Raw genomic sequence first — 19,144 nt, 5'->3', positions numbered from 1 at the left:
TGTATTATTACGCGTTTATAACCCTCTAAGAATAGATGGTTAAATTCTACTGGAAAAATTTAAGTAAAAGGAATTGTATGCCTACAATCAATCAATTGATTCGTAAAGAGCGTAAGCGCGTGATTAAAAAATCAAAATCACCAGCTCTTGTATCGTGTCCACAGCGTCGTGGTGTTTGTACTCGTGTTTACACAACTACACCAAAAAAACCTAACTCGGCTTTAAGAAAAGTTGCAAAAGTTAGATTAACTTCTGGTTTTGAAGTAATTTCATATATCGGTGGTGAGGGTCATAACCTTCAAGAACATTCAATTGTTCTAGTTCGTGGTGGTCGTATTAAAGATTTACCTGGTGTTAAGTATCATATCGTACGTGGTGCATTAGATACTGCTGGTGTTGCTAACCGTATGGTTGCTCGTTCTAAATATGGTACAAAAAGACCTAAAAAGTAATAAATTACTTTTCAGGAACCGCTACTAATTAGATACGCGAAACGAACAAAGTCCGTTTCACTACGTTAACACTGTGTTCTCTTCAGCAGAGGGCTCGCGAAATTAGTTTCGTTTTAAACTATAGTTTGAAAGTGTATAAGAGCTGATAGAAACACATTGAGTATTAGTCTTTGACTAAGAAGAGATGACAGAGAACATATATTCTCTGAGTAAATTTGAAAAACAATTGAAGGAAAAACAATGAGAAGAAGAAAAGCTCCCACTCGTCCAGTTATGCCAGATCCAGTTTATGGAAGCAAAATACTGACGAAATTTATAAATAAAATCATGTTAGATGGTAAAAAATCTAAAGCAGAAAAAATCATTTACAGTGCGATGGATATCATCAGCTCTAGAGGTGAAAAAACTGGTATAGATACATTTAATGATGCTATTGAGAATATTAAACCTATTATAGAAGTAAAAAGTCGCCGTGTTGGTGGTGCTACTTATCAAGTTCCAGTAGAAGTAAGACCAGTTCGTCAACTTTCACTATCAATCAGATGGTTGATAGACTCATCTCGTAAGAGAAATGAAAGAACTATGGCTGAGAGATTAGCGAATGAATTAATGGATGCATCATCTGATAAAGGTAATGCATTTAAGAAAAAAGAAGATACTTACAGAATGGCAGAAGCTAATAAAGCATTTGCTCACTACCGCTGGTAGTAGTTACTATTTTCTAACGACAAGGGAAGGTAACACACTTTGGCTTTTATTCTATGCTTCGAAATGGCATAGAACACATGAGCCACGGTGCTGTCGGGAGCTAGTCCCATAAATTCCCTTGTCTGTGTTAACAATATATATAATTATAAACCTCTTTTATAAGAAAATCAAAGTTTTTTTATAAAAGAGGTAATCTCTACAACAACTTAAATAAGGTATTAAAACATGGCAAGAAGTCACAAATTAAATGATGTAAGAAATATTGGTATTGCTGCACATATTGATGCAGGTAAAACTACAGCAACTGAAAGAATTCTTTTTTATACAGGTGTTGAACATAAAATCGGTGAGGTTCATGATGGCGCTGCTACTATGGACTGGATGGAACAAGAGCAAGAAAGAGGTATTACAATTACTTCTGCTGCTACAACTTGTGAGTGGGAAGGTAAACAGATAAATATTATCGATACTCCTGGGCATGTTGACTTTACTATTGAAGTTGAGCGTTCTATGCGTGTTCTTGATGGTGCTGTTTCAGTATTTTGTGCTGTTGGTGGAGTTCAACCTCAATCAGAAACAGTGTGGAGACAAAGAAACCGTTATAAAGTTCCATCAATTGTTTTTGTTAACAAAATGGACAGAACTGGTGCAGACTTCTTTGAAGTTGAAACTCAAATCCGTGAAAGACTTAAAGGTAACCCTGTGCCTATTCAAGTGCCTATCGGTGCTGAAGCTGAGTTTGATGGTGTTGTTGATTTAGTTAAAATGAAAGCTATCGTTTGGGATAAAGATGCTGCTATGGGTTCTAACTACCATGTTGAAGAGATTCCAGCTAATTTAGTTGATGTTTGTGATGAGTATAGAGAAAAAATGCTTGAGTCTATCTCTGAAGTTGATGGAAATGAAGATTTTGCTGAGAAATTTTTAGAAGGCGAAGAGGTTACTGAAGAAGAGATTAGTGCTGCTATTAAAGCTGCTACATTAAGTATGGCAATTGTTCCTATGACTTGTGGTACTGCATTTAAAAACAAAGGTGTTCAAACTTTACTTGATGCTGTTGTTGCATATATGCCTTCTCCAGTTGAATCAGCTGCTATCAAAGGTACTTTGATGGATGATGAAGAAGTTGAAGTAGAAGTAGAATCAAGTGATGATGGTGATTTCGCCGCTCTAGCTTTTAAAATCATGACTGACCCATTTGTTGGTGTTCTTACTTTTATCCGTGTATATCGTGGAGAGTTAAGTGCTGGTTCATTTGTTCACAACACTACTAAAGATAAAAAAGAAAGAATAGGGCGTATCGTTAAGATGCACGCTATCAAAAGAGAAGAAATTAAAACTATCTATGCTGGTGAAATCGGTGCAGTTGTTGGACTTAAATCAACTACTACTGGTGATACTCTTTGTATTGGCGAGAAAGTTGTTCTTGAAAGAATGGACTTTCCAGAGCCAGTTATCTCTGTTGCTGTTGAGCCAAAAACTAAAGCTGACCAAGAAAAAATGGGTATCGCACTAAGTAAGCTTGCTGCTGAAGATCCTTCTTTTAGAGTTCATACTGATGAAGAAACTGGTCAAACTATTATCTCTGGAATGGGTGAGCTTCACCTTGAAATCCTTGTAGATAGAATGAGAAGAGAATTCTCTGTTGAAGCAGAAGTTGGTGCTCCTCAGGTTTCTTACCGTGAGTCTATTAGAGATGAAGTAGAGCAAGAGTATAAATATGCTAAACAATCTGGTGGTCGTGGTGCATTTGGTCATGTATATCTTAGAATCAAGCCAGGTGCTCCAGATAGTGGATTCGTTTTCAACAATATTATTAAAGGTGGAGCAATTCCAAAAGAATTTATTCCTGCTGTTGAGAAAGGTTGTAAAGAAACTATGGCTACTGGTGTTCTTGCTGGTTATCCTATGGAAGATATTGAAATCACTCTTTATGATGGTTCATATCACGATGTTGATTCAAATGAAATGGCATTTAAACTTGCTGCATCTATGGGTTTCAAAGAGGGTTGTCGTAAAGCTAGACCAGCTATCTTAGAGCCACTTATGAAAGTTGAAGTTGAAGTTCCTGAAGATTATATGGGAGATGTTATCGGTGACCTTAATCGCCGTCGTGGACAAGTTAATAATATGGGTGACCGTTCTGGTAACAAAATTATTGATGCATTTGTACCACTTTCAGAGATGTTTGGTTACTCAACTGACCTTCGTTCTGCTACTCAAGGTAGAGCAACTTATTCTATGGAATTTGATCATTATGAAGAAGTTCCAAGAAATGTATCTGAAGAGATTCAAAAAAAGAGAAACGGTTAGTTCTGGCACTAAACTTTCTTTCTTTTTTAGCTCTTAAGTTTTACTTAAGAGCTAAATTGTCGATATACTTCCAAAATATATAGGTCGATTTATGAAAAAAGCAATACTTTTATTTATACTCTCAACATTTTTATTCGCTCAAAATCCTAATGTTTATTCTGTTTTAGGAGATGTTATCTATGACAATGTTTCCCAAATACAAAAACTAATATATATACAAAAATACTCAAGATTTGAAAATAAAATAAATCAATACATAGTAGATGTCCAAGATGTAAAAGAGATGGGTTTTGCGATAGATATGGGTGATAAAGCTCAAGATAAAACAATTTATCTTAAAAAAATAAGAAAACTTTCAAAAACAAATGATTTTTTCCATAGAGATATTATAAAAACTTACGAAGCATCTATAAAAGATGAAAATAATGAACTTTTTTCACAAGTGATAAACTCAGGTCTATTTGATAGTGATAAAAATAAAGATGAAATAATGCGATATTATTTTACGCATATTGATGAGATAAATACATTTGGTGTGATACAAAAGTATTTAGATGAAGATGAAGAACTAAGAAAACAACAAGTCAAATCAAAAAAGATAGTTTTTACAAAAAAAGAGATTCAAGAAGCAAAAATAAGACGCATTCGTTTAAGAGATAAACAAAAGCAAGAAGAAATACAAAAGAAATTACAAGCAGAACTTATTCAAAAAAAGAGTGATATTCGTAAAGAACAGGTTCAAGAGTTAGCTAAATAAGTAAAATTTTTATCATCATCTGGTCGTCCATCTAATGTTAAAAAAGGCTTATAGTCTGACTTATAAGATAATGATGGACAGTCTTTTACATAATAACCTAAATATATCCAATCTCTTTTAGAATCAATGGCAAATTTTATTTGAAGCAATAGAGATAATTTCCCAAGTCCATATTTCATATAATCAGGGTCATAGTAAAAATATATAGACGAAATTCCATCTTCTAGTATATCGATTAAGTCAATGCCGATTAATTTATCTTCGTCATAGTATAAAACTTCATAACCAAATCCATTATGTCCATCAACAAAGGAACTGTAATAGTTCTGAGGATTTGTTTTAGTGTATTCCCAGCCTTTTTTTTCTTTCATATGTAGATGATATTTTTCAAAAAGATTTAGATGTGCTTGTGTCATGGTAGGCGTTTGAATATAACTTTTTATAAAGGAGGCTTTTTTTATAATTCTTCTATGTGATTTGCTAAATTCAAAATTATTGACATCTATTTTTATACTTTTACATTCATCGCAGTCTGAGCAAATCGGTCTAAAATACATTTTTCCAAATCTTCTATAACCACGCTCAATCAGGTCTTGACATTTTATATTATCACAGCCATCAATAACTTTGTAGTGCATAGTTTGCTCATTATCTTTAAGATAAGAACATTTATCGTTTAGTAAAAACTCTTTAAGTAGATTCATAGTGTGATTTTGACATAATTTGTATTAAAAAAAAGGTAACTATTGGAATTTTTTATAAAACATAAAATTATTATACTTAGAAGTTTAGGTGCTTTTATGCTTTTAGTTGGTTTTGTTGTGCATTTTTGGGTAACACCAAAAGAAGGTTTAACAAAAAATGAGATTGCAGCACGAAATGTTGCTAGAATGGAAGCTAAAGCATCTGGAGGCAGTTCTAGTTCTAAAAAATCCACAAAAAAAGATGATTCTAAATTTTTAAATGAGATGAAAAGTACTCAAGCTAAGCAGATGCGTTACTTGACAATCATCGTAATGATTTTAGGAGTTGGTTCTTTAGGGTATAGTTTTGTGAAGAAGAAGGAAACTTAAAGTTACACCTAGGGAGAGGAGGAGCTAGAGTGTTTATGTACCTCTGTTCATAGAAATGAGGACGCCTTCTATAAGTTTGTCCATATCTCCATCTAAGATGCCAGATATGTTTGATAAAGCTTCATTACTTCTTGTATCTTTGACTTGTTGATATGGTTGCATCACATAAGAACGGATTTGATGTCCCCAGCCTATCTCACTTTTTGCAACTCCGTCTAACTCTGCTTTTTGAGCTTCAAGTTCCAACTCATAAAGACGAGATTTTAGCATCTTCATTGCAGTTGCTTTATTTTTATGCTGACTTCTATCATTTTGACATTGAACAACTACTCCTGTTTGTATATGAGTTAAACGGATAGCAGATTCAGTTTTGTTTACATGTTGTCCACCCGCACCACTTGCTCTATATGTATCTACGCGAATATCTTTATCTTCTATAACTATATTTATATCATCATCAATTTCTGGAGAAACCATAACCGAGCTAAATGAAGTATGTCTTTTTGCATTTGAGTCAAAAGGAGAGATGCGAACAAGTCTATGAATCCCATTTTCTACTTTTAAATATCCATAAGCATTTTCACCTTTGATGATGATAGAAACATCTTTTATACCTGCTTCATCTCCAGCTTGATAGTCCAATACTTCTACACTAAAACCTCGTCTAGCTGCAAACATTTTATACATTCTAAGCAACATTGCTGCCCAGTCTTGAGATTCTGTTCCTCCTGCTCCTGGATGAATAGACAAAATAGCATTATTAGAGTCACTCTCCCCGCTTAGAAGCACTTCTACTTCCATATTGCGTATGAGTTGTTCTAACTGGGATGCCTCATCATAACAAGCCTCTATGGACTCTTCATCTTTTTCTTCTTTTGCCATATCGTATAGTTCGCTTGCATCTACTATGGCATCTTTAGCTAAAAAGTATTTATCTAGTTTTCTTTGAAGTTGAGTCTTTTCTTTTTGAATTTTTGCAGCATAACTAGCATCTAACCAAAAATCTTGTTCATTTTCAAGACTCTTTATAGCATCTAGTCTTGTTTGAATTTTTTGAGGTTCTACAACACCTGTGATATTATCCATTTTGAAATTCAAATTTTTTAAAAGTTCTGTATATTCGTAATTATCCATATTCTTGTCCATATATTGTATAATTGCGATTATATAAAACTTAGGCTTAAAATGAAGATTATATCAACACCGTTAGAACTAAAACGATACTTAAAAACTATAAATAAAACTATTGGCTTTGTTCCAACAATGGGTGCTTTACATGAGGGACACATATCTTTGATAAAAGAGGCAAGAAAGCAAAATGAGCTTGTTGTTGTATCTATTTTTGTAAATCCTACACAATTTTCAAAAGATGAAGACTTAGATAAATATCCTAAAAAAGATGGGGCAGATAAAAAAATATGTGAAATTAGTGGAGTTGATATTTTATTTTTTCCAAATGCAAAAGATATCTATGGCTCTGATGAAGTAAGTCTAATGGCTCCAAAAGTTCGTGGTTTTGTACTAGAGGGTTTAACAAGACCATCACATTTTAATGGAGTCTTAACAGTTGTGATGAAGCTTTTAAACATTGTAAATCCAACTAAGGTATATTTTGGAAAAAAAGATGCTCAACAGCTAAACCTTATAAGTTTAATGGTTAAGCAGTTGTTTATGAGTGTGGAGATAGTCGCAGTTGATACAGTTCGTGAAAGTGATGGTTTGGCACTTAGCAGTAGAAATATTTATCTAAGTAAAGATGAAAGAAAAGAAGCACTAAAAATCTCATCAGCACTTTATTTAGCTAGAAATCTTATCACAAGAAATATTTTAGAAGTAGAGGTTATAAAAGAGCAGATGCTAAACTCTCTTCAACCATTAGAAATTTTTTATGTTGAGATATTAAATCATGATTTTGAGATAATTAAAAAAGTAGAAGTTGGAAGAAGTTTAGTGTTAGTTGAAGTTAGAGTAGGTGAAACCAGATTACTTGACAATATCTGGCTTTAAGTAACCCTCTTCAACCATAATATCGACAATTTTTTTATAAACTGGCACAGCAGTAGCCGCTGCAAACTGACTACTTCTAGGTTGTATAACTATAACGCCCATAGTATATTTGTTTTGTTTGTCATTAGAAAATCCTAGAAAAGCAGTGTTGTATTTGTTTACATACTTTCCTTTTTCAACTATATGCGCAGTTCCAGTTTTACCACCTATGATAAGACCTTTAGTTTTTGTTTTTTTACCTGTTCCTTTATTTACTGTTTTGATTAAAATATCTTTTATTCTTCTTGCAGTTGAGCTTTTTATAACTTGAATTTGCCTCTCTTGCTCAACTGCTATGATATTACCTCTAGCATCTATAAACGAATCTACAATTTTAGGAGTCACCAATCTACCATTATTGTTAAAAGCACTATACGCGCGTATGAGTTGCATAAGATTTGCTCTCATTCCATAACCATAAGAACAAGTGGCTTTATATATTTGGTTGTTAAGTTTTGTCGAACTTGGAATAGAACCTACTTTTTCATAAATCATATCTGGTGTAGATTTTTGTGAAAAGCCAAACTCTTTAAGTCCATCGTGAAACTCTATGCCATTTAATTTTTGAGCTAGTTGAGCGATTCCAATATTTGAAGAGTGAACGATAACATTCTCAGCACTTAACCAATCAAATTTATGCTCATCTGTGATAACTTTATTGCCTATTTTAAAGTGTCCATTATGCCCATTTACTAAATCATAAGGATTTACCAAACCCTTATCTAAAAGCAAGGCAAAAGTAATAGTTTTTATAACACTTCCTGGCTCAAAACTATACTCGGTTACAGCACTATTTAAAGATGGGTAATCACTTCTTTTTATATTTTTTGGTAAAAATCTATTTGAAGATGCCAATGCAATAACTTTTCCATTGCTAGAGTTCATAACTGCTATTATGATTTGGTTTGCATCAAGTTTTTTTTTCATAGAGTCAAGCATTTTTTCTACTCGTATTTGAAAACTTATGGGGATATTTAGTTTAATGTCTAGCCCATTTATACTGTTTTTAGTAAAACTTTCTTTATTTAAAATGATATAGCCATTTACATCTCTTTTGCCTTGACTTATCTCATTTTGTCTAGGACTTAGAGCGTCTTCAAAGCTTTTTTCAATGCCCTTAACACCTTTTATGTAGGTATAACCATTTTCTTCAAGTTTATGTGGGTAACCAATGATGGGAGTTAAAAGATTTCCATAAGGGTATTCTCTACTTTCTCCACTCTCGATGATACTTAAACCGTGAAGAGTTGTTTTTCTTGTGCGAGGATTTTTTCTTTGTACAAACACTTTGTATCTTTTAAGTTCAAAGCGTAGCTTTTTTAAGTACTGTGCTCTTTGCTCGGAGATGTTGTAACTCAAAACAACTACACCTTTTTTTTGTTTAAGTCGTTTTTTTATCTCCGAAGTACTTACACCTGAGTAGATGCTAAAGAGTTGTATAAAAAGTTCTTTTTTTTGTGGGTCGATATAGTAAGTATTTACAATAGCTTTGTAGAGTTTTTTAGTTGTTGCCACATGAAAACCATCTGCACTAATGATGGCACCTCTTTGGGCTTTAGATGAGTTTTTCGTATATAAAGATGGAAGGTTACGAGATTTTACGACATGAACTAGCATGATTGTTAAAAAGATAAAAAAACCAAGCCCAATAAGACCAAAAAGAAGAAATATTTTTTTACTTTTATTTTGATTATCCACTGATTATAACTGTGTTCTTCCTAGTTCTTTGTAAGCATTTAAAGCTTTGTTTCGGATTTCTAGCATAAGTTTCATACTTGTTTCAGCTTTATTAATTGCAAGGGCTGCTTGATGAAGGTCTTTTACTTGTCCTGTTGCCATCTCGCCAATCGCAACTTCACTTTTTTCTTGAATCTCATTTACTTCATTTAATGCAGATTTTAACTGCTCGGCAAAAGCTGCTCCACCAGTGGCTTCAGTCTTGCTTTTTTGTTTTAGTAAGTCGGCTGTTGATGTACCCGATATGCTGTTTATTTTTCCAAATTCACTCACAGTTTATTCCTTCCTTAGCCTATTCTCAATAATGAAATCGCAGAATTTGCCATACTTTTTGAACTCTCAAATGCAGCTACATTTGCTTGATAAGAACGAGTTGCTTCTACTAAATCGGCCATTTCGATAACAGGATTAATATTTGGATACGCAACATAACCATTTGTATCTGCATCTGGGTGAGATGGGTCGAACTTTAGATTTGGTTTCGAATCGTCTCTTGAGATTTTATCAACGATTACACTCATTATAGCAGGATTTACTTTGTTGCCAAAATCGCCTTCATTTAACGGGTCTTCAAACTTAACACTGTTTGTCATGCCACTTATAGCTTTGTTAAATTGCTCACTAAAGTCTATAGCTTTAAAAACAACCTGTTTTCTTCTGTAAGGTCCACCTTCTTCAGTTCTGGTTGTTTGTGCATTTGCGATATTTTGAGAGATGACATTTACACGAACTCTTTGTGCGCTTAAACCGTAACCGCTAATATCAAAACTACTTAAAAAACTCATCTTAGTATCCTTTTACTATGTTTTCTTAGATGCTTCTATAACACTTTTAAAAATATTACTATCTTTTTTATTTGCTGCAACGAGAGCATTAAACATGATAGAATTTTTACTCATTTCTGTTGTTTCTATATCTAAATCAACACTATTCCCATCATTTCTCGCCATATGTCCATCTCTGAAAAAGACTTGAGGTTTAAATGAAGATTTTTCATCTTTAAAAGGAATATGCGCGCCATCTGTTTGAGCAAGTTCTAGTTTATTATTACGCTTATTTAAAAGTTCAGCTTTTTTTGCCGCAAGAGCGTCACCAAAATTCACATCTCTAGGTCTATAAAAAGGAGTATCAACATTTGCAATGTTTGAAGATATAAGCTCTTGACGCATAGCTCTAAAGTCAAGTGCATCTGAGATTAAACTGTGTGTTCTTGAAATTTGAATGCTCACAAGTGACTCCTTTTATACATATAGTATTTGTAAAGCAACTTTAGTTCCATAAAATGCTAGTGATATCTTAAGCAAATTTTAATGTAAAATACTAGATAATGACTACAAGGTTACTAGAGTAACTCATATTTTTTTAATTTAAGGAGTTCTTATGAAAAGAGCTGGTTTTACTATGATCGAATTGATCTTTGTTATCGTTATTTTAGGTATTTTAGCAGCGGTTGCGCTTCCTAAGTTTATTGGTGTTTCTGAGCAAGCTGAAGCTGGAAAGTGTAAGGCTGCTGTTGGTACAATGAACAGAACAGTTGGTCCAGCATTATGGTCTGATTCTTTATTGAATGGTAATAAAGGTTCGTTAAAAGCTGGTAGTACAGCACCATATAATAATACAGCCGGTGCAGCCGGTGCAATAGCTCTACAGTTCGAAATCCCAACTGCGTGTATTACTGCTTCTGGTACTATTCCTTTAACTTGGCTTGCTGATGGTAATGGTACTGGTATTGCAATTGGTGGAAAAACTTATTTTGTAGGTTTTACTGACGGTAATAGTACATCTGCTGCTACTTGGGTATGGCAACAACAGTAAACTCTTTACTCGTTCCACCTCTCCCGAGACTGTGAAATAACAACAGTTTATTTTACGGTCTCCAATGGGATGATTTTTTATCTTAAAATTACAGCTTTTCTACTTTTAAATTTAAGCATAAAGTAAATTCTAAAAAAACAAACTACATATAATAAAGAGTTAGCTATATATTGAGCTATTTCTTCTTTTATGGAACTTATATCTCTATTTTTTAAAGCTATCATCAGTTTTTGAAATAGATTTATACCTATCAAATTTAAAAGTCTTTTAAAGTTATAGCTAAACATGATAAGTGCATTTTCACCTGATACTTTTTCTTTGCCACGAACAAGATAATGATCCCAACCTAAAGTTCTTTTAATTGTTCCAAATGGATGTTTAACTATTGAACCTCTTTTTTTGACTATTACTTTAGATTCTTCAGTTTGCATCTTTTTATTATGTGCTTCTGTTATATACTCATGTTCCCATCTATATATTTGTTTATATGGTGCTTTTGTAGGTATACATTTATCTTTGAGAGGACAAGCTTTACATATTGCACTTGTACCTGTATAAATGAAATTAACTTTATCATTCTTTATTTGTGGTGCAATTCTTTTTTTAAGTTGATAATTATTAGGACATATATAGCAATCATTGTTATCATTGTAAATAAATTCATCTCTTGTAAATTTACCTTTGTCTTTTTGAACTTGTCTCATATTTGCTAAAGGAACAATAGCATTAATATTATCTTCACTACATTTTTTAAATTCTTTAGCACTATAATATCCTGTATCAGCTACTATCTTTAGTTTATCTACTCCTAAATTTTCTTTGGTCTCTTTCGCCATCTTATGCAGTTGTGCTCTATCGCTACCTACTGTTGAAATATCAGTAGCTACTATGAATTTAAATGAATCATCTACAACTATCTGTGAATTATATGCCATAAGGTTATGTGCAGGTTTTTTCATAAGAGAAGCATCTGAATCTGTTTTATTATATTGAGTTTTACCCATCTCTTCTAAAAGTTTTAAGTTTTTAGATAACTCTTCTTGTTGATATTTTAGTTTTCTTAAATCTTTTGGTAGTTTATTAATGATACTTGATGGTTGTTTCTCTTTATCTGCATACTCTAGTGATTTGAGATACTCTTCTATTTCAGTTTCAATTTTAGTTAAATCTTTATCCAGTGTCTTTTTCAATATTAGTTGATTTTTAGAGGCATTCGCTCTTAAAAATGCTCCATCAACAGCTTTTAATCCATCCCCTATTAAATCTATATTTTTACATAAAACTACAAACTCTTTAAATACTTGTTTTAGTGCTTTTGGATTCCTTGCTCTAAACTCTGATATAGTTCTATATGTTGGTTTTAAGTCTTGTGCTAGCCATATTAGTTCTAGGTTTCTTTTACACTCTTTTTCTAATGCTCTTGAACTTCTTATCTTATTTAGATAACCATAAATATATATTTTTAACAGTAGTTTAGGACTATAAGCTTTTTGTCCATCTGCTCTATCACTTTTTCTTGTATTTGAAAACTGCAGTTTAGTTAAGTCTAATAATTCTACATAAGAATCTATTGCTCTTACATTGTTATCTTCATCTACATAATCATCAATACTTGGTGGAAATAATAATTGCTGATTTCTATTTAAACCTTGTTTATATAGTTCACTCATTAGTTGCCTTAAAAGCCTAAATACAGGGCTTTGTTTGGTGTTATTATACTGAAAAATTGATTTTAAATTGCTTGATTGGATGTGTTTATATGAATGAGACTGGAAATAGTAGTTATTTCACAGTCTCTCCCGAGGTGGAATACATATTAAAACAATTCATGAAACACATTAAACAAACCCCCAAAATAATTTAGATATAATCTACTCCAATATAAAATAGGATAAATTATGAAAACAGCTTTCACTATGATAGAACTCATCTTTGTTGTCGTTGTCTTAGGAATTTTATCAGCTATTGCACTCCCAAAATTTGCATCTACAAAAAATCAAGCTGATATAGCTTCTGGACGGGCTGATGTTTCTGTTATTCGTTCTGCTATTGTAAGTGAGCGACAAACCCAACTTGTAAAAGGTGTTAACAGTTACATACCAAAACTAAGCCCAACCGGTGAAACTACAACCTTATTTAAAGGTGATGGGACTAGAAGTCTTTTGTTGTATGGTATTAGCGCTGGAACAGGCTCTGGTGACTGGAGCGTAGTTACTGGTTCAGGTGAAAAACAGTATCGATATCTTGTAAATGGAGTGACAACAACATTTGATTATAACAGTACATCTGGGATATTCGGCTGTGCAGCTGGTACAGGTAAATGTAACGCTTTAGTAAACTAAATTCTAGAGGATTATTTTGTATTTTTATGAAGTGTCAATCCTCTCTTCCCCTCTTAATCCTTTAACTTATCATTTTTCTTTATCTTTAGAAATTGGCACTATTGTAAATGTTGTTCTTAGAAATAAAGAAGTTAAAGCTACTATTATTTCTAAATGTGAAAAACCAGAATTTAAAACTATTGAGATTTTGAGTGAGAGTGAGTTTTTTTATTCACTTAAGCAGATGGCATTGGCTAAGTTTATTTCCACTTATTATGTTTGTTCTTTGGGTGAGGCTCTTGGGGTTATGACTGCGTTTTCTCGTTCCATCTCTCCTGAGATGGAACGCACATACATTAACTCATCTAGTTCCACCTCTCCCGAGGTGGAACTAACTCTTTCTTCAAAACAAACAAAAGCTCTAGACTTTCTAAAACAACATAAAACTTCTTTACTCTTTGGAGATACAGGAAGTGGAAAAACAGAAATATATATGAAATATTTTCAAGAGATAATAGCATCTGGTAAACGATGTATTTTTTTAATGCCTGAGATATCTCTTACTCCTCAAATGAGTCAAAGGTTAGAAGAGCATTTTGGGACAGATGTTATTATGTGGCACTCAAAATTAACTGCTCTTCAAAAGAAAAAAGCTCTTAAAAAAATTTATGATGGAAGTGCAAAAATAGTTGCTGGTCCTCGCTCAACACTTTTTTTACCAATAAATGACTTAGGCTTAATAGTCGTAGATGAAGAACATGATGATAGTTATAAATCATCTTCAAGACCAAGATATAATGCAAAAGATATAGCTATTTATATGGGTAAACTGCATGATATTCCCGTAGTTTTAGGAAGCGCTACACCATCTCTTAACTCCTTTGTTAAATTTCCATATTTTAGACTTAAAGGTGGATTTTTCAGTGCTAAAAAAGAGTTTATTTATGAAAAATCTAGTGAGAGTTTATCGCCTTTAATCATGGAGCATCTAGCCTCAACCATAAAAGCTAAAAACCAAGCGATAGTCTTTGTACCAACAAGAGCAAATTTTAAGTATCTTATTTGTGAGGATTGCGGACATACAGCACAATGTGTTTTTTGTAGTATTGGTATGAGTATACATCAAAAATCACGAGCATTAAAATGTCACTACTGTAACTTCACTCAAGCAATACCTCAAATTTGTAGTGAGTGTAAAGGAGCTTCTCTTATAAGTTCTAGACTTGGAACAGTTGAGGCAATAAAGCTTATACAAGAACAACTCACAGATGCCAAGATAGAGCAGTTTGATAGAGATGCAATTACCACAGCAAACAAACTAAAAAAAGCACTTAAGCGTTTTAATGAGAGAGAAACTGATATGCTTGTAGGAACGCAGATGCTAAGCAAAGGGCATGATTATCATGGAGTTACTTTAGCGGTGGTTCTAGGACTTGACAATATGTTAAATATGAGTGATTACAGAGCAAGAGAAAAGGCTCTGTCTTGTCTTATACAAGTATCAGGAAGAAGTGGTAGAGCAAAAGATGCAAAAGTTTTGATTCAAAGTTTTAATGAAGAGTTTTTTTCTACTTTCATAGATGATTATGAAGCTTTTTTGCAAGAAGAAAAAATCTTTAGAGTAGGGCTTTATCCACCATATAAAAAGCTTTGTCGGGTTTTGTTTAGTCACAAAAATGGAGCAAAAGCACAAGAAGAGATGCGAGAGATGAAAGATGATTTAGTTAAAATTTCAAATATAGAAGTTGTTGGTTTTGGGAAATGTGGAGTTGAGCGGATTGCAAATAAGTACAGATTTGAGATACTCCTTAGAAGTGATAAAAGCACGGATATTATAAAAGCTGTGTCTAGATGCAAGACTGGTTTAGCTGAGATTGATATGGATCCTATTGAATTTGGATAAGGATGTTATTGCGTTAATATATTATCAAAAAACCAGTAAAAAGACATAATCATACTAGGTGTTTTTTGTTTATCTTCATCAAACATAAACTCTTTTGCTTTGTTTATCGGAAGATATATTACTTCTATTTCTTCATCTTCTAAGCCACCACCATTATTTACTTTCATAGTCTCATCACATTCAGCATAAAATAGTGTTTGTTTAGTTCCAGAGATGCCAACACTTGTGTAAAATGAAGTTATTTTTTGTAAATTTTGCACAGGTATATCATAACCACACTCTTCTAAAATCTCTTCTTTTGCGATTTGAACTATTGAAGTGTCTTTATCTATAAGTCCCGCACAAAGTTCATACATCATTCCATCTTTCTCATTTGCATGAAGAACTGGGATGCGGAGTTGTTTTACAAGAACAAAGGCTTTTTTTGTTTTATGATAGATTAAAATTGAAACACAGTCAATCGTTTTAACCGATTCCCACTCTTTCTTTTTGCCATTTTGAGTGTAGTTTATCTTTACAGGTATTACAAATTTTGGATTTTGCAGTTTTGTTATAGAGTCTATTTTATTCACAATATGCTCCATTATAAAAGTAGCAAAAACTTTCTACTTTTTGAGGTTTAGTAAATGATGTTTCATTTGCTAGATGCAAAGCAATGCTCTCATTATAATTTTTCTGAAGCTTCAAAAAGGCTTTTTTCTCTTTTCCTTTTAATTTTTTTGTAGTAACTTGAACAACACGAAGAGGGTTTATAGCTCGACCTCTTTTTCTAAGCTCGAAGTGAAGGTGGGGACCAGTTGAGCGACCAGTGCTTCCAACATAGCCAATAGTATGACCTTTTTTTACATACTTTCCTCGTCTTATTCCTCTACGAAATGATTTTAAGTGAGCGTATCTTGTTTCGTATCCATCAGCATGTCTGATTTTTACAAGTTTTCCATAAGTTCCAAGTCTAGATGCATAGATAATTCTTCCGCTTCCAGCGGCAATAATTGGTGTTCCACGCCTTGCAGCATAGTCGATTCCAAGATGCGCTTTCCATTTATGTAGGATTGGATGCCATCTTCTTTTTGTAAAGTATGAAGAGATTCTTGCCCCTCGAACTGGACGAGCCAGTAAAAAACCTTCAACCTCATGCCCTTTTTCATCATAATATCGACCATCGCCATTTAAGTAGATAAAGTGTTGTTTTTTTCTCATCTCAATCATAGCAGTTTTTAGTATAGGCATCGAAAAAGGACGACCAAGACGATATTTTTGCTCATAAATAAGAACAAGTGTATCGCCAACCCTTAAATCTCTTTTAAAGTTTAGCGAATTTCTAAAATTTGAAACAAAAATTTGTGCAAGTTTTTTTGAACCAGTTGCTTTGATGATGTCATAATATGGAGAATTTTTTATTTTTAGTGTGAAGGCTTCTACTTTAGAACTGCTAATTATAGGAATTGCTTCAAAATGATAAAGATTTTTGTTTTTATAGATATGAATCTGTAGTTCATCATTTAGTGGAAGTAAGACTTGTTCTATCCTTCCCTCACTATCTCTTAATATTTGACAATGAACACCTGTTCGCATCTCTTCTGTTAATCTTTGGTCATCTATATCAAGCTCATAGTATAGTCTTTTAACAGGTAAGTTTTGTTTTTCCAAAAAGATAAGATAAGTTTCGCCTTTTATCCATCTAAAACGCTCAACTTGTGAGCCAAAAAGAGCAGTTGTAAGTAAAAAAAGTATAAAAAATCGTATCATCAAAATCCTAAAATCTTAAATATTAAAAAATAATCTGCAAACTCTAACAAAACTTGGCTTAGTGAGAGGTTTATTTGATATAATCGCATTAATAAATTATAAAAAGAGAGTTAATGAAGCATATAATTTTAATATTGGTTTTTGTATCTAGTTTAATGGCGGGAGTTGTAAAATCTCCACTTGTTAGCATCGACGAGCAAAATAGTTTGGCAACGATAAAAATAAATAAAATTGACATGGGTATGAGTGGTTTTATTTCTCATATTATTGCAGATGGTCATAGTGTAATTTTGAAAAATATAGAAGTAATTTCGTATGATAAACAAAGTAAAATAGCGACACTAAAAATGACACCTTATGATGCTCTAAGAAACAACTCTTTACCAAGTGGTAGATGGAGTGTAAAGGTTGGAGATACTGCAATCTTAGCTTTTGGTTACACAAGAGGTGTTTTAATCGCTCCAAATGATGAGATTTATTATAGAATTACAAAAAGTGTGAAGCACCTACAATGGGTTCATCCTGATATTTTCGCAACTATTTTATCTTTTAATGGTCATCCAACACCACTTCGTGAAGATTTTAAAAAGCTTTCTATTGCAACTTCTGTTGGTTTAGTCTTTTTCTTTTTAGATGAAAAACTTTATACAGTTGACTCTAAAAGTTTTAAGATTTTAAATGTTACAGATGCACATCTAAAGCAAGAGAGTATCAAACTTCCATTTTTCTCAAGAGTTGATAATATAGAAGCAAACTGGTTTGGAGCTGGAAATGATGAGTTAGAAGTGTATGAACCATATTATTTTGGACTTTTGAGTGAAGCAAATCCAGAGAACGAAAAGTTAAAAGAAGCAATTAAAAACTTTAACATGAAGGCTAAAAAATGATAGATGCAAAAGACATAGAACATTTTACTTCAATAGTTTCAAGTGAAAACATCTACATTGATAAAGCACATTTAATCGCTTACTCTTATGATGCAACAAGAGAGCATTTTGAGCCAGATGCTGTTATATTTCCAAGAAACGAAGAAGATATAAGTGCAATTTTAAAACACTGTAATGAAAAAAGAATAGTTATTGTTCCTCGTGGAGCAGGTAGTGGTTTTACAGGTGGTGCCTTGCCAAGTAGTGGTGGGATTGTTTTGGCTTTTGAGAAGCATATGAATAAGATTTTAGAGATAGATATGAAAAATATGGTGGCTATCGTTCAACCTGGGGTTATTAATATGGATTTGCAAAAAGCTGTTGAAGAGGTAGGACTTTTTTATCCACCAGACCCAGCATCTCAAGACTACTCAACAATCGGCGGAAATGTAAGTGAAAATGCTGGTGGTATGAGAGCTGCAAAGTATGGAATTACAAAAGATTATGTAATGGCAACTCGCGCTGTTTTACCAAATGGCGATGTTATTAAAGCAGGAAAAAGAACCATAAAAGATGTAGCAGGTTATAACATTAGCGGAATTTTAATAGCATCTGAAGGTACTTTAGCGGTTTTAAGTGAAATAACTTTAAGACTAATTCCTAAACCAAAGTTAACTAAAACTGCAATGGGAATTTTTGATAGTGTTAGTGAAGCTATGGAAGCAGTTTATAAAACTATGGCAAGTGGAATTACACCTGTTGCAATGGAGTTTTTAGACAACTTAACCATACGAGCGGTTGAGAAAACTTTCAACAAAGGTTTACCAGTAGATGCTGGGGCACTTTTAGTTACAGATGTTGATGGAAACTTAGTAGAAGATTTGGATTTTCAGTTAGCTCAAATAGAGAAAGTTTTTTGTGAAAATGGTTGTAGGGAATTTAAAATTGCTAAAGATAAAAAAGAGGCGGCTGATATTTGGTTTGCAAGAAGAAATGCATCACAGTCTTTAAGTATTTATGGAAGTAAAAAACTAAATGAAGATGTAACAGTTCCTCGTGCGGCTTTACCTGAACTTTTAGAAAAATTTTACGCCATTGCTGATAAGTACAAGATAAATATACCATGTTTTGGTCACACAGGTGATGGAAATGTTCATACAAATGTTATGGTAGATGGAAGTGACCCTGAGCAGGTTAAAATTGCTTACAAGGCGATAGAGGAAGTTTTCCAAGCAACTATTGACTTGGGTGGAACTTTGAGTGGTGAGCATGGTATAGGACTTGCAAAAGCTCCCTATATGAGTATGGCTTTTACAGAGCAAGAGATGAATCTTTTTAAGTCTATAAAAAAAGCTTTTGACCCAAATAATATTTTAAATCCTGCTAAGATGGGACTAAACTAAA

The 19,144-nt window shown here is 33.0% G+C and carries 20 protein-coding genes; 11 read left to right on the top strand and 9 right to left on the bottom strand.

Translation table 11 applies throughout. The annotated features are described in order from the left end of the window. The first annotated feature begins 77 nt into the window (after positions 1 to 77). From rpsL to MOV50_RS04610, 4 genes are all read left to right on the top strand, one after another. Positions 78 to 452 carry a 30S ribosomal protein S12 gene (gene rpsL, locus MOV50_RS04625; RefSeq protein WP_294963212.1) on the top strand — a complete coding sequence of 125 codons (375 nt, stop codon included), beginning with the start codon at positions 78 to 80 and terminating at the stop codon, positions 450 to 452. Positions 453 to 692: 240 nt separating this feature from the next. After that, complete coding sequence (rpsG, locus tag MOV50_RS04620; protein ID WP_321779235.1) at positions 693 to 1,160, top strand: 30S ribosomal protein S7; 468 nt, start codon at positions 693 to 695, stop codon at positions 1,158 to 1,160. A 225-nt stretch (positions 1,161 to 1,385) separates the two neighbouring features. Then, complete coding sequence (gene fusA / locus MOV50_RS04615; protein ID WP_321779234.1) at positions 1,386 to 3,473, top strand: elongation factor G; 2,088 nt, start codon at positions 1,386 to 1,388, stop codon at positions 3,471 to 3,473. Between the two features lie 91 nt (positions 3,474 to 3,564). Further along, positions 3,565 to 4,230, top strand: a complete 666-nt coding sequence (locus tag MOV50_RS04610) for a hypothetical protein (protein WP_321779233.1) — start codon at positions 3,565 to 3,567, stop codon at positions 4,228 to 4,230. Here the strand turns inward: MOV50_RS04610 and MOV50_RS04605 are convergent. Continuing rightward, complete coding sequence (locus MOV50_RS04605; RefSeq protein ID WP_321779232.1) at positions 4,212 to 4,934, bottom strand: arginyltransferase; 723 nt, start codon at positions 4,932 to 4,934, stop codon at positions 4,212 to 4,214. The two genes, MOV50_RS04610 and MOV50_RS04605, sit on opposite strands and share 19 nt — an antisense overlap. 42 nt (positions 4,935 to 4,976) lie before the next feature. On the opposite strand from MOV50_RS04605, the gene MOV50_RS04600 reads away from it, so the two are divergent. Beyond that, positions 4,977 to 5,303, top strand: a complete 327-nt coding sequence (locus MOV50_RS04600; protein WP_321779231.1) for a hypothetical protein — start codon at positions 4,977 to 4,979, stop codon at positions 5,301 to 5,303. Between the two features lie 33 nt (positions 5,304 to 5,336). On the opposite strand, the gene prfB is transcribed toward MOV50_RS04600, so the two are convergent. Next, the gene (prfB, locus tag MOV50_RS04595; RefSeq protein ID WP_321779230.1) at positions 5,337 to 6,437 is read right to left on the bottom strand and encodes a peptide chain release factor 2; all 1,101 of its coding nucleotides are present in this window, start codon (positions 6,435 to 6,437) and stop codon (positions 5,337 to 5,339) included. Between the two features lie 51 nt (positions 6,438 to 6,488). Between prfB and panC the strand changes: the two genes are divergently transcribed. Beyond that, the gene (gene panC / locus MOV50_RS04590; RefSeq protein ID WP_321779229.1) at positions 6,489 to 7,310 is read left to right on the top strand and encodes a pantoate--beta-alanine ligase; all 822 of its coding nucleotides are present in this window, start codon (positions 6,489 to 6,491) and stop codon (positions 7,308 to 7,310) included. Here panC and MOV50_RS04585 read toward each other — a convergent pair. The 4 genes from MOV50_RS04585 to flgB are packed head-to-tail and all read right to left on the bottom strand — an operon-like array spanning position 7,287 to position 10,315. After that, a complete protein-coding gene (locus MOV50_RS04585) occupies positions 7,287 to 9,047 on the bottom strand; it encodes a penicillin-binding protein 2 (protein WP_321779228.1) in 1,761 nt (586 codons plus the stop codon). The two genes, panC and MOV50_RS04585, sit on opposite strands and share 24 nt — an antisense overlap. A gap of 3 nt (positions 9,048 to 9,050) precedes the next feature. Beyond that, a complete protein-coding gene (gene fliE, locus MOV50_RS04580; RefSeq protein WP_321779227.1) occupies positions 9,051 to 9,359 on the bottom strand; it encodes a flagellar hook-basal body complex protein FliE in 309 nt (102 codons plus the stop codon). A gap of 14 nt (positions 9,360 to 9,373) precedes the next feature. Then, on the bottom strand, positions 9,374 to 9,871 hold the full coding sequence (gene flgC / locus MOV50_RS04575) for a flagellar basal body rod protein FlgC (protein WP_321779226.1): 498 nt from the start codon (positions 9,869 to 9,871) through the stop codon (positions 9,374 to 9,376). Between the two features lie 15 nt (positions 9,872 to 9,886). Continuing rightward, entirely contained in the window at positions 9,887 to 10,315 is a 429-nt protein-coding gene (flgB, locus tag MOV50_RS04570; protein ID WP_321779225.1) for a flagellar basal body rod protein FlgB, read from the bottom strand. Positions 10,316 to 10,487: 172 nt separating this feature from the next. Here flgB and MOV50_RS04565 point away from each other — a divergent pair, with 172 nt between their 5' ends. Continuing rightward, positions 10,488 to 10,901, top strand: coding sequence for a type II secretion system protein (locus MOV50_RS04565; RefSeq protein WP_415846377.1), 414 nt, complete (start codon positions 10,488 to 10,490; stop codon positions 10,899 to 10,901). Between the two features lie 77 nt (positions 10,902 to 10,978). On the opposite strand, the gene MOV50_RS04560 is transcribed toward MOV50_RS04565, so the two are convergent. Then, positions 10,979 to 12,571: an IS1182 family transposase gene (locus MOV50_RS04560; protein ID WP_321779223.1), complete on the bottom strand. Its 1,593-nt coding sequence runs from the start codon at positions 12,569 to 12,571 to the stop codon at positions 10,979 to 10,981. A 228-nt stretch (positions 12,572 to 12,799) separates the two neighbouring features. Between MOV50_RS04560 and MOV50_RS04555 the strand changes: the two genes are divergently transcribed. Beyond that, positions 12,800 to 13,243 carry a type II secretion system protein gene (locus MOV50_RS04555; protein ID WP_321779222.1) on the top strand — a complete coding sequence of 148 codons (444 nt, stop codon included), beginning with the start codon at positions 12,800 to 12,802 and terminating at the stop codon, positions 13,241 to 13,243. A gap of 16 nt (positions 13,244 to 13,259) precedes the next feature. Next, entirely contained in the window at positions 13,260 to 15,125 is a 1,866-nt protein-coding gene (locus MOV50_RS04550) for a primosomal protein N' (protein ID WP_321779221.1), read from the top strand. A 5-nt stretch (positions 15,126 to 15,130) separates the two neighbouring features. Here MOV50_RS04550 and MOV50_RS04545 read toward each other — a convergent pair whose 3' ends face one another. Together MOV50_RS04545 and MOV50_RS04540 are read right to left on the bottom strand one after the other, a co-directional pair. After that, positions 15,131 to 15,697, bottom strand: coding sequence for an NUDIX hydrolase (locus tag MOV50_RS04545; protein WP_321779220.1), 567 nt, complete (start codon positions 15,695 to 15,697; stop codon positions 15,131 to 15,133). After that, on the bottom strand, positions 15,690 to 16,874 hold the full coding sequence (locus MOV50_RS04540) for a peptidoglycan DD-metalloendopeptidase family protein (protein WP_321779219.1): 1,185 nt from the start codon (positions 16,872 to 16,874) through the stop codon (positions 15,690 to 15,692). The genes MOV50_RS04545 and MOV50_RS04540 overlap by 8 nt, the downstream gene beginning before the upstream one ends. 113 nt (positions 16,875 to 16,987) lie before the next feature. On the opposite strand from MOV50_RS04540, the gene MOV50_RS04535 reads away from it, so the two are divergent. Together MOV50_RS04535 and MOV50_RS04530 are read left to right on the top strand one after the other, a co-directional pair. Beyond that, on the top strand, positions 16,988 to 17,761 hold the full coding sequence (locus MOV50_RS04535; protein WP_321779218.1) for a plasminogen-binding N-terminal domain-containing protein: 774 nt from the start codon (positions 16,988 to 16,990) through the stop codon (positions 17,759 to 17,761). Then, complete coding sequence (locus MOV50_RS04530; protein WP_321779217.1) at positions 17,758 to 19,143, top strand: FAD-linked oxidase C-terminal domain-containing protein; 1,386 nt, start codon at positions 17,758 to 17,760, stop codon at positions 19,141 to 19,143. Before MOV50_RS04535 ends, MOV50_RS04530 begins: the two co-directional genes overlap by 4 nt. Position 19,144: the final 1 nt, after the last annotated feature.

The sequence above is a fragment of the Sulfurimonas sp. genome, from assembly GCF_029027585.1.
Lineage (GTDB): Bacteria > Campylobacterota > Campylobacteria > Campylobacterales > Sulfurimonadaceae > Sulfurimonas.
Note: the sequence above shows the minus strand (reverse complement) of the source record. Positions and strands in the feature narration are given on the sequence as shown.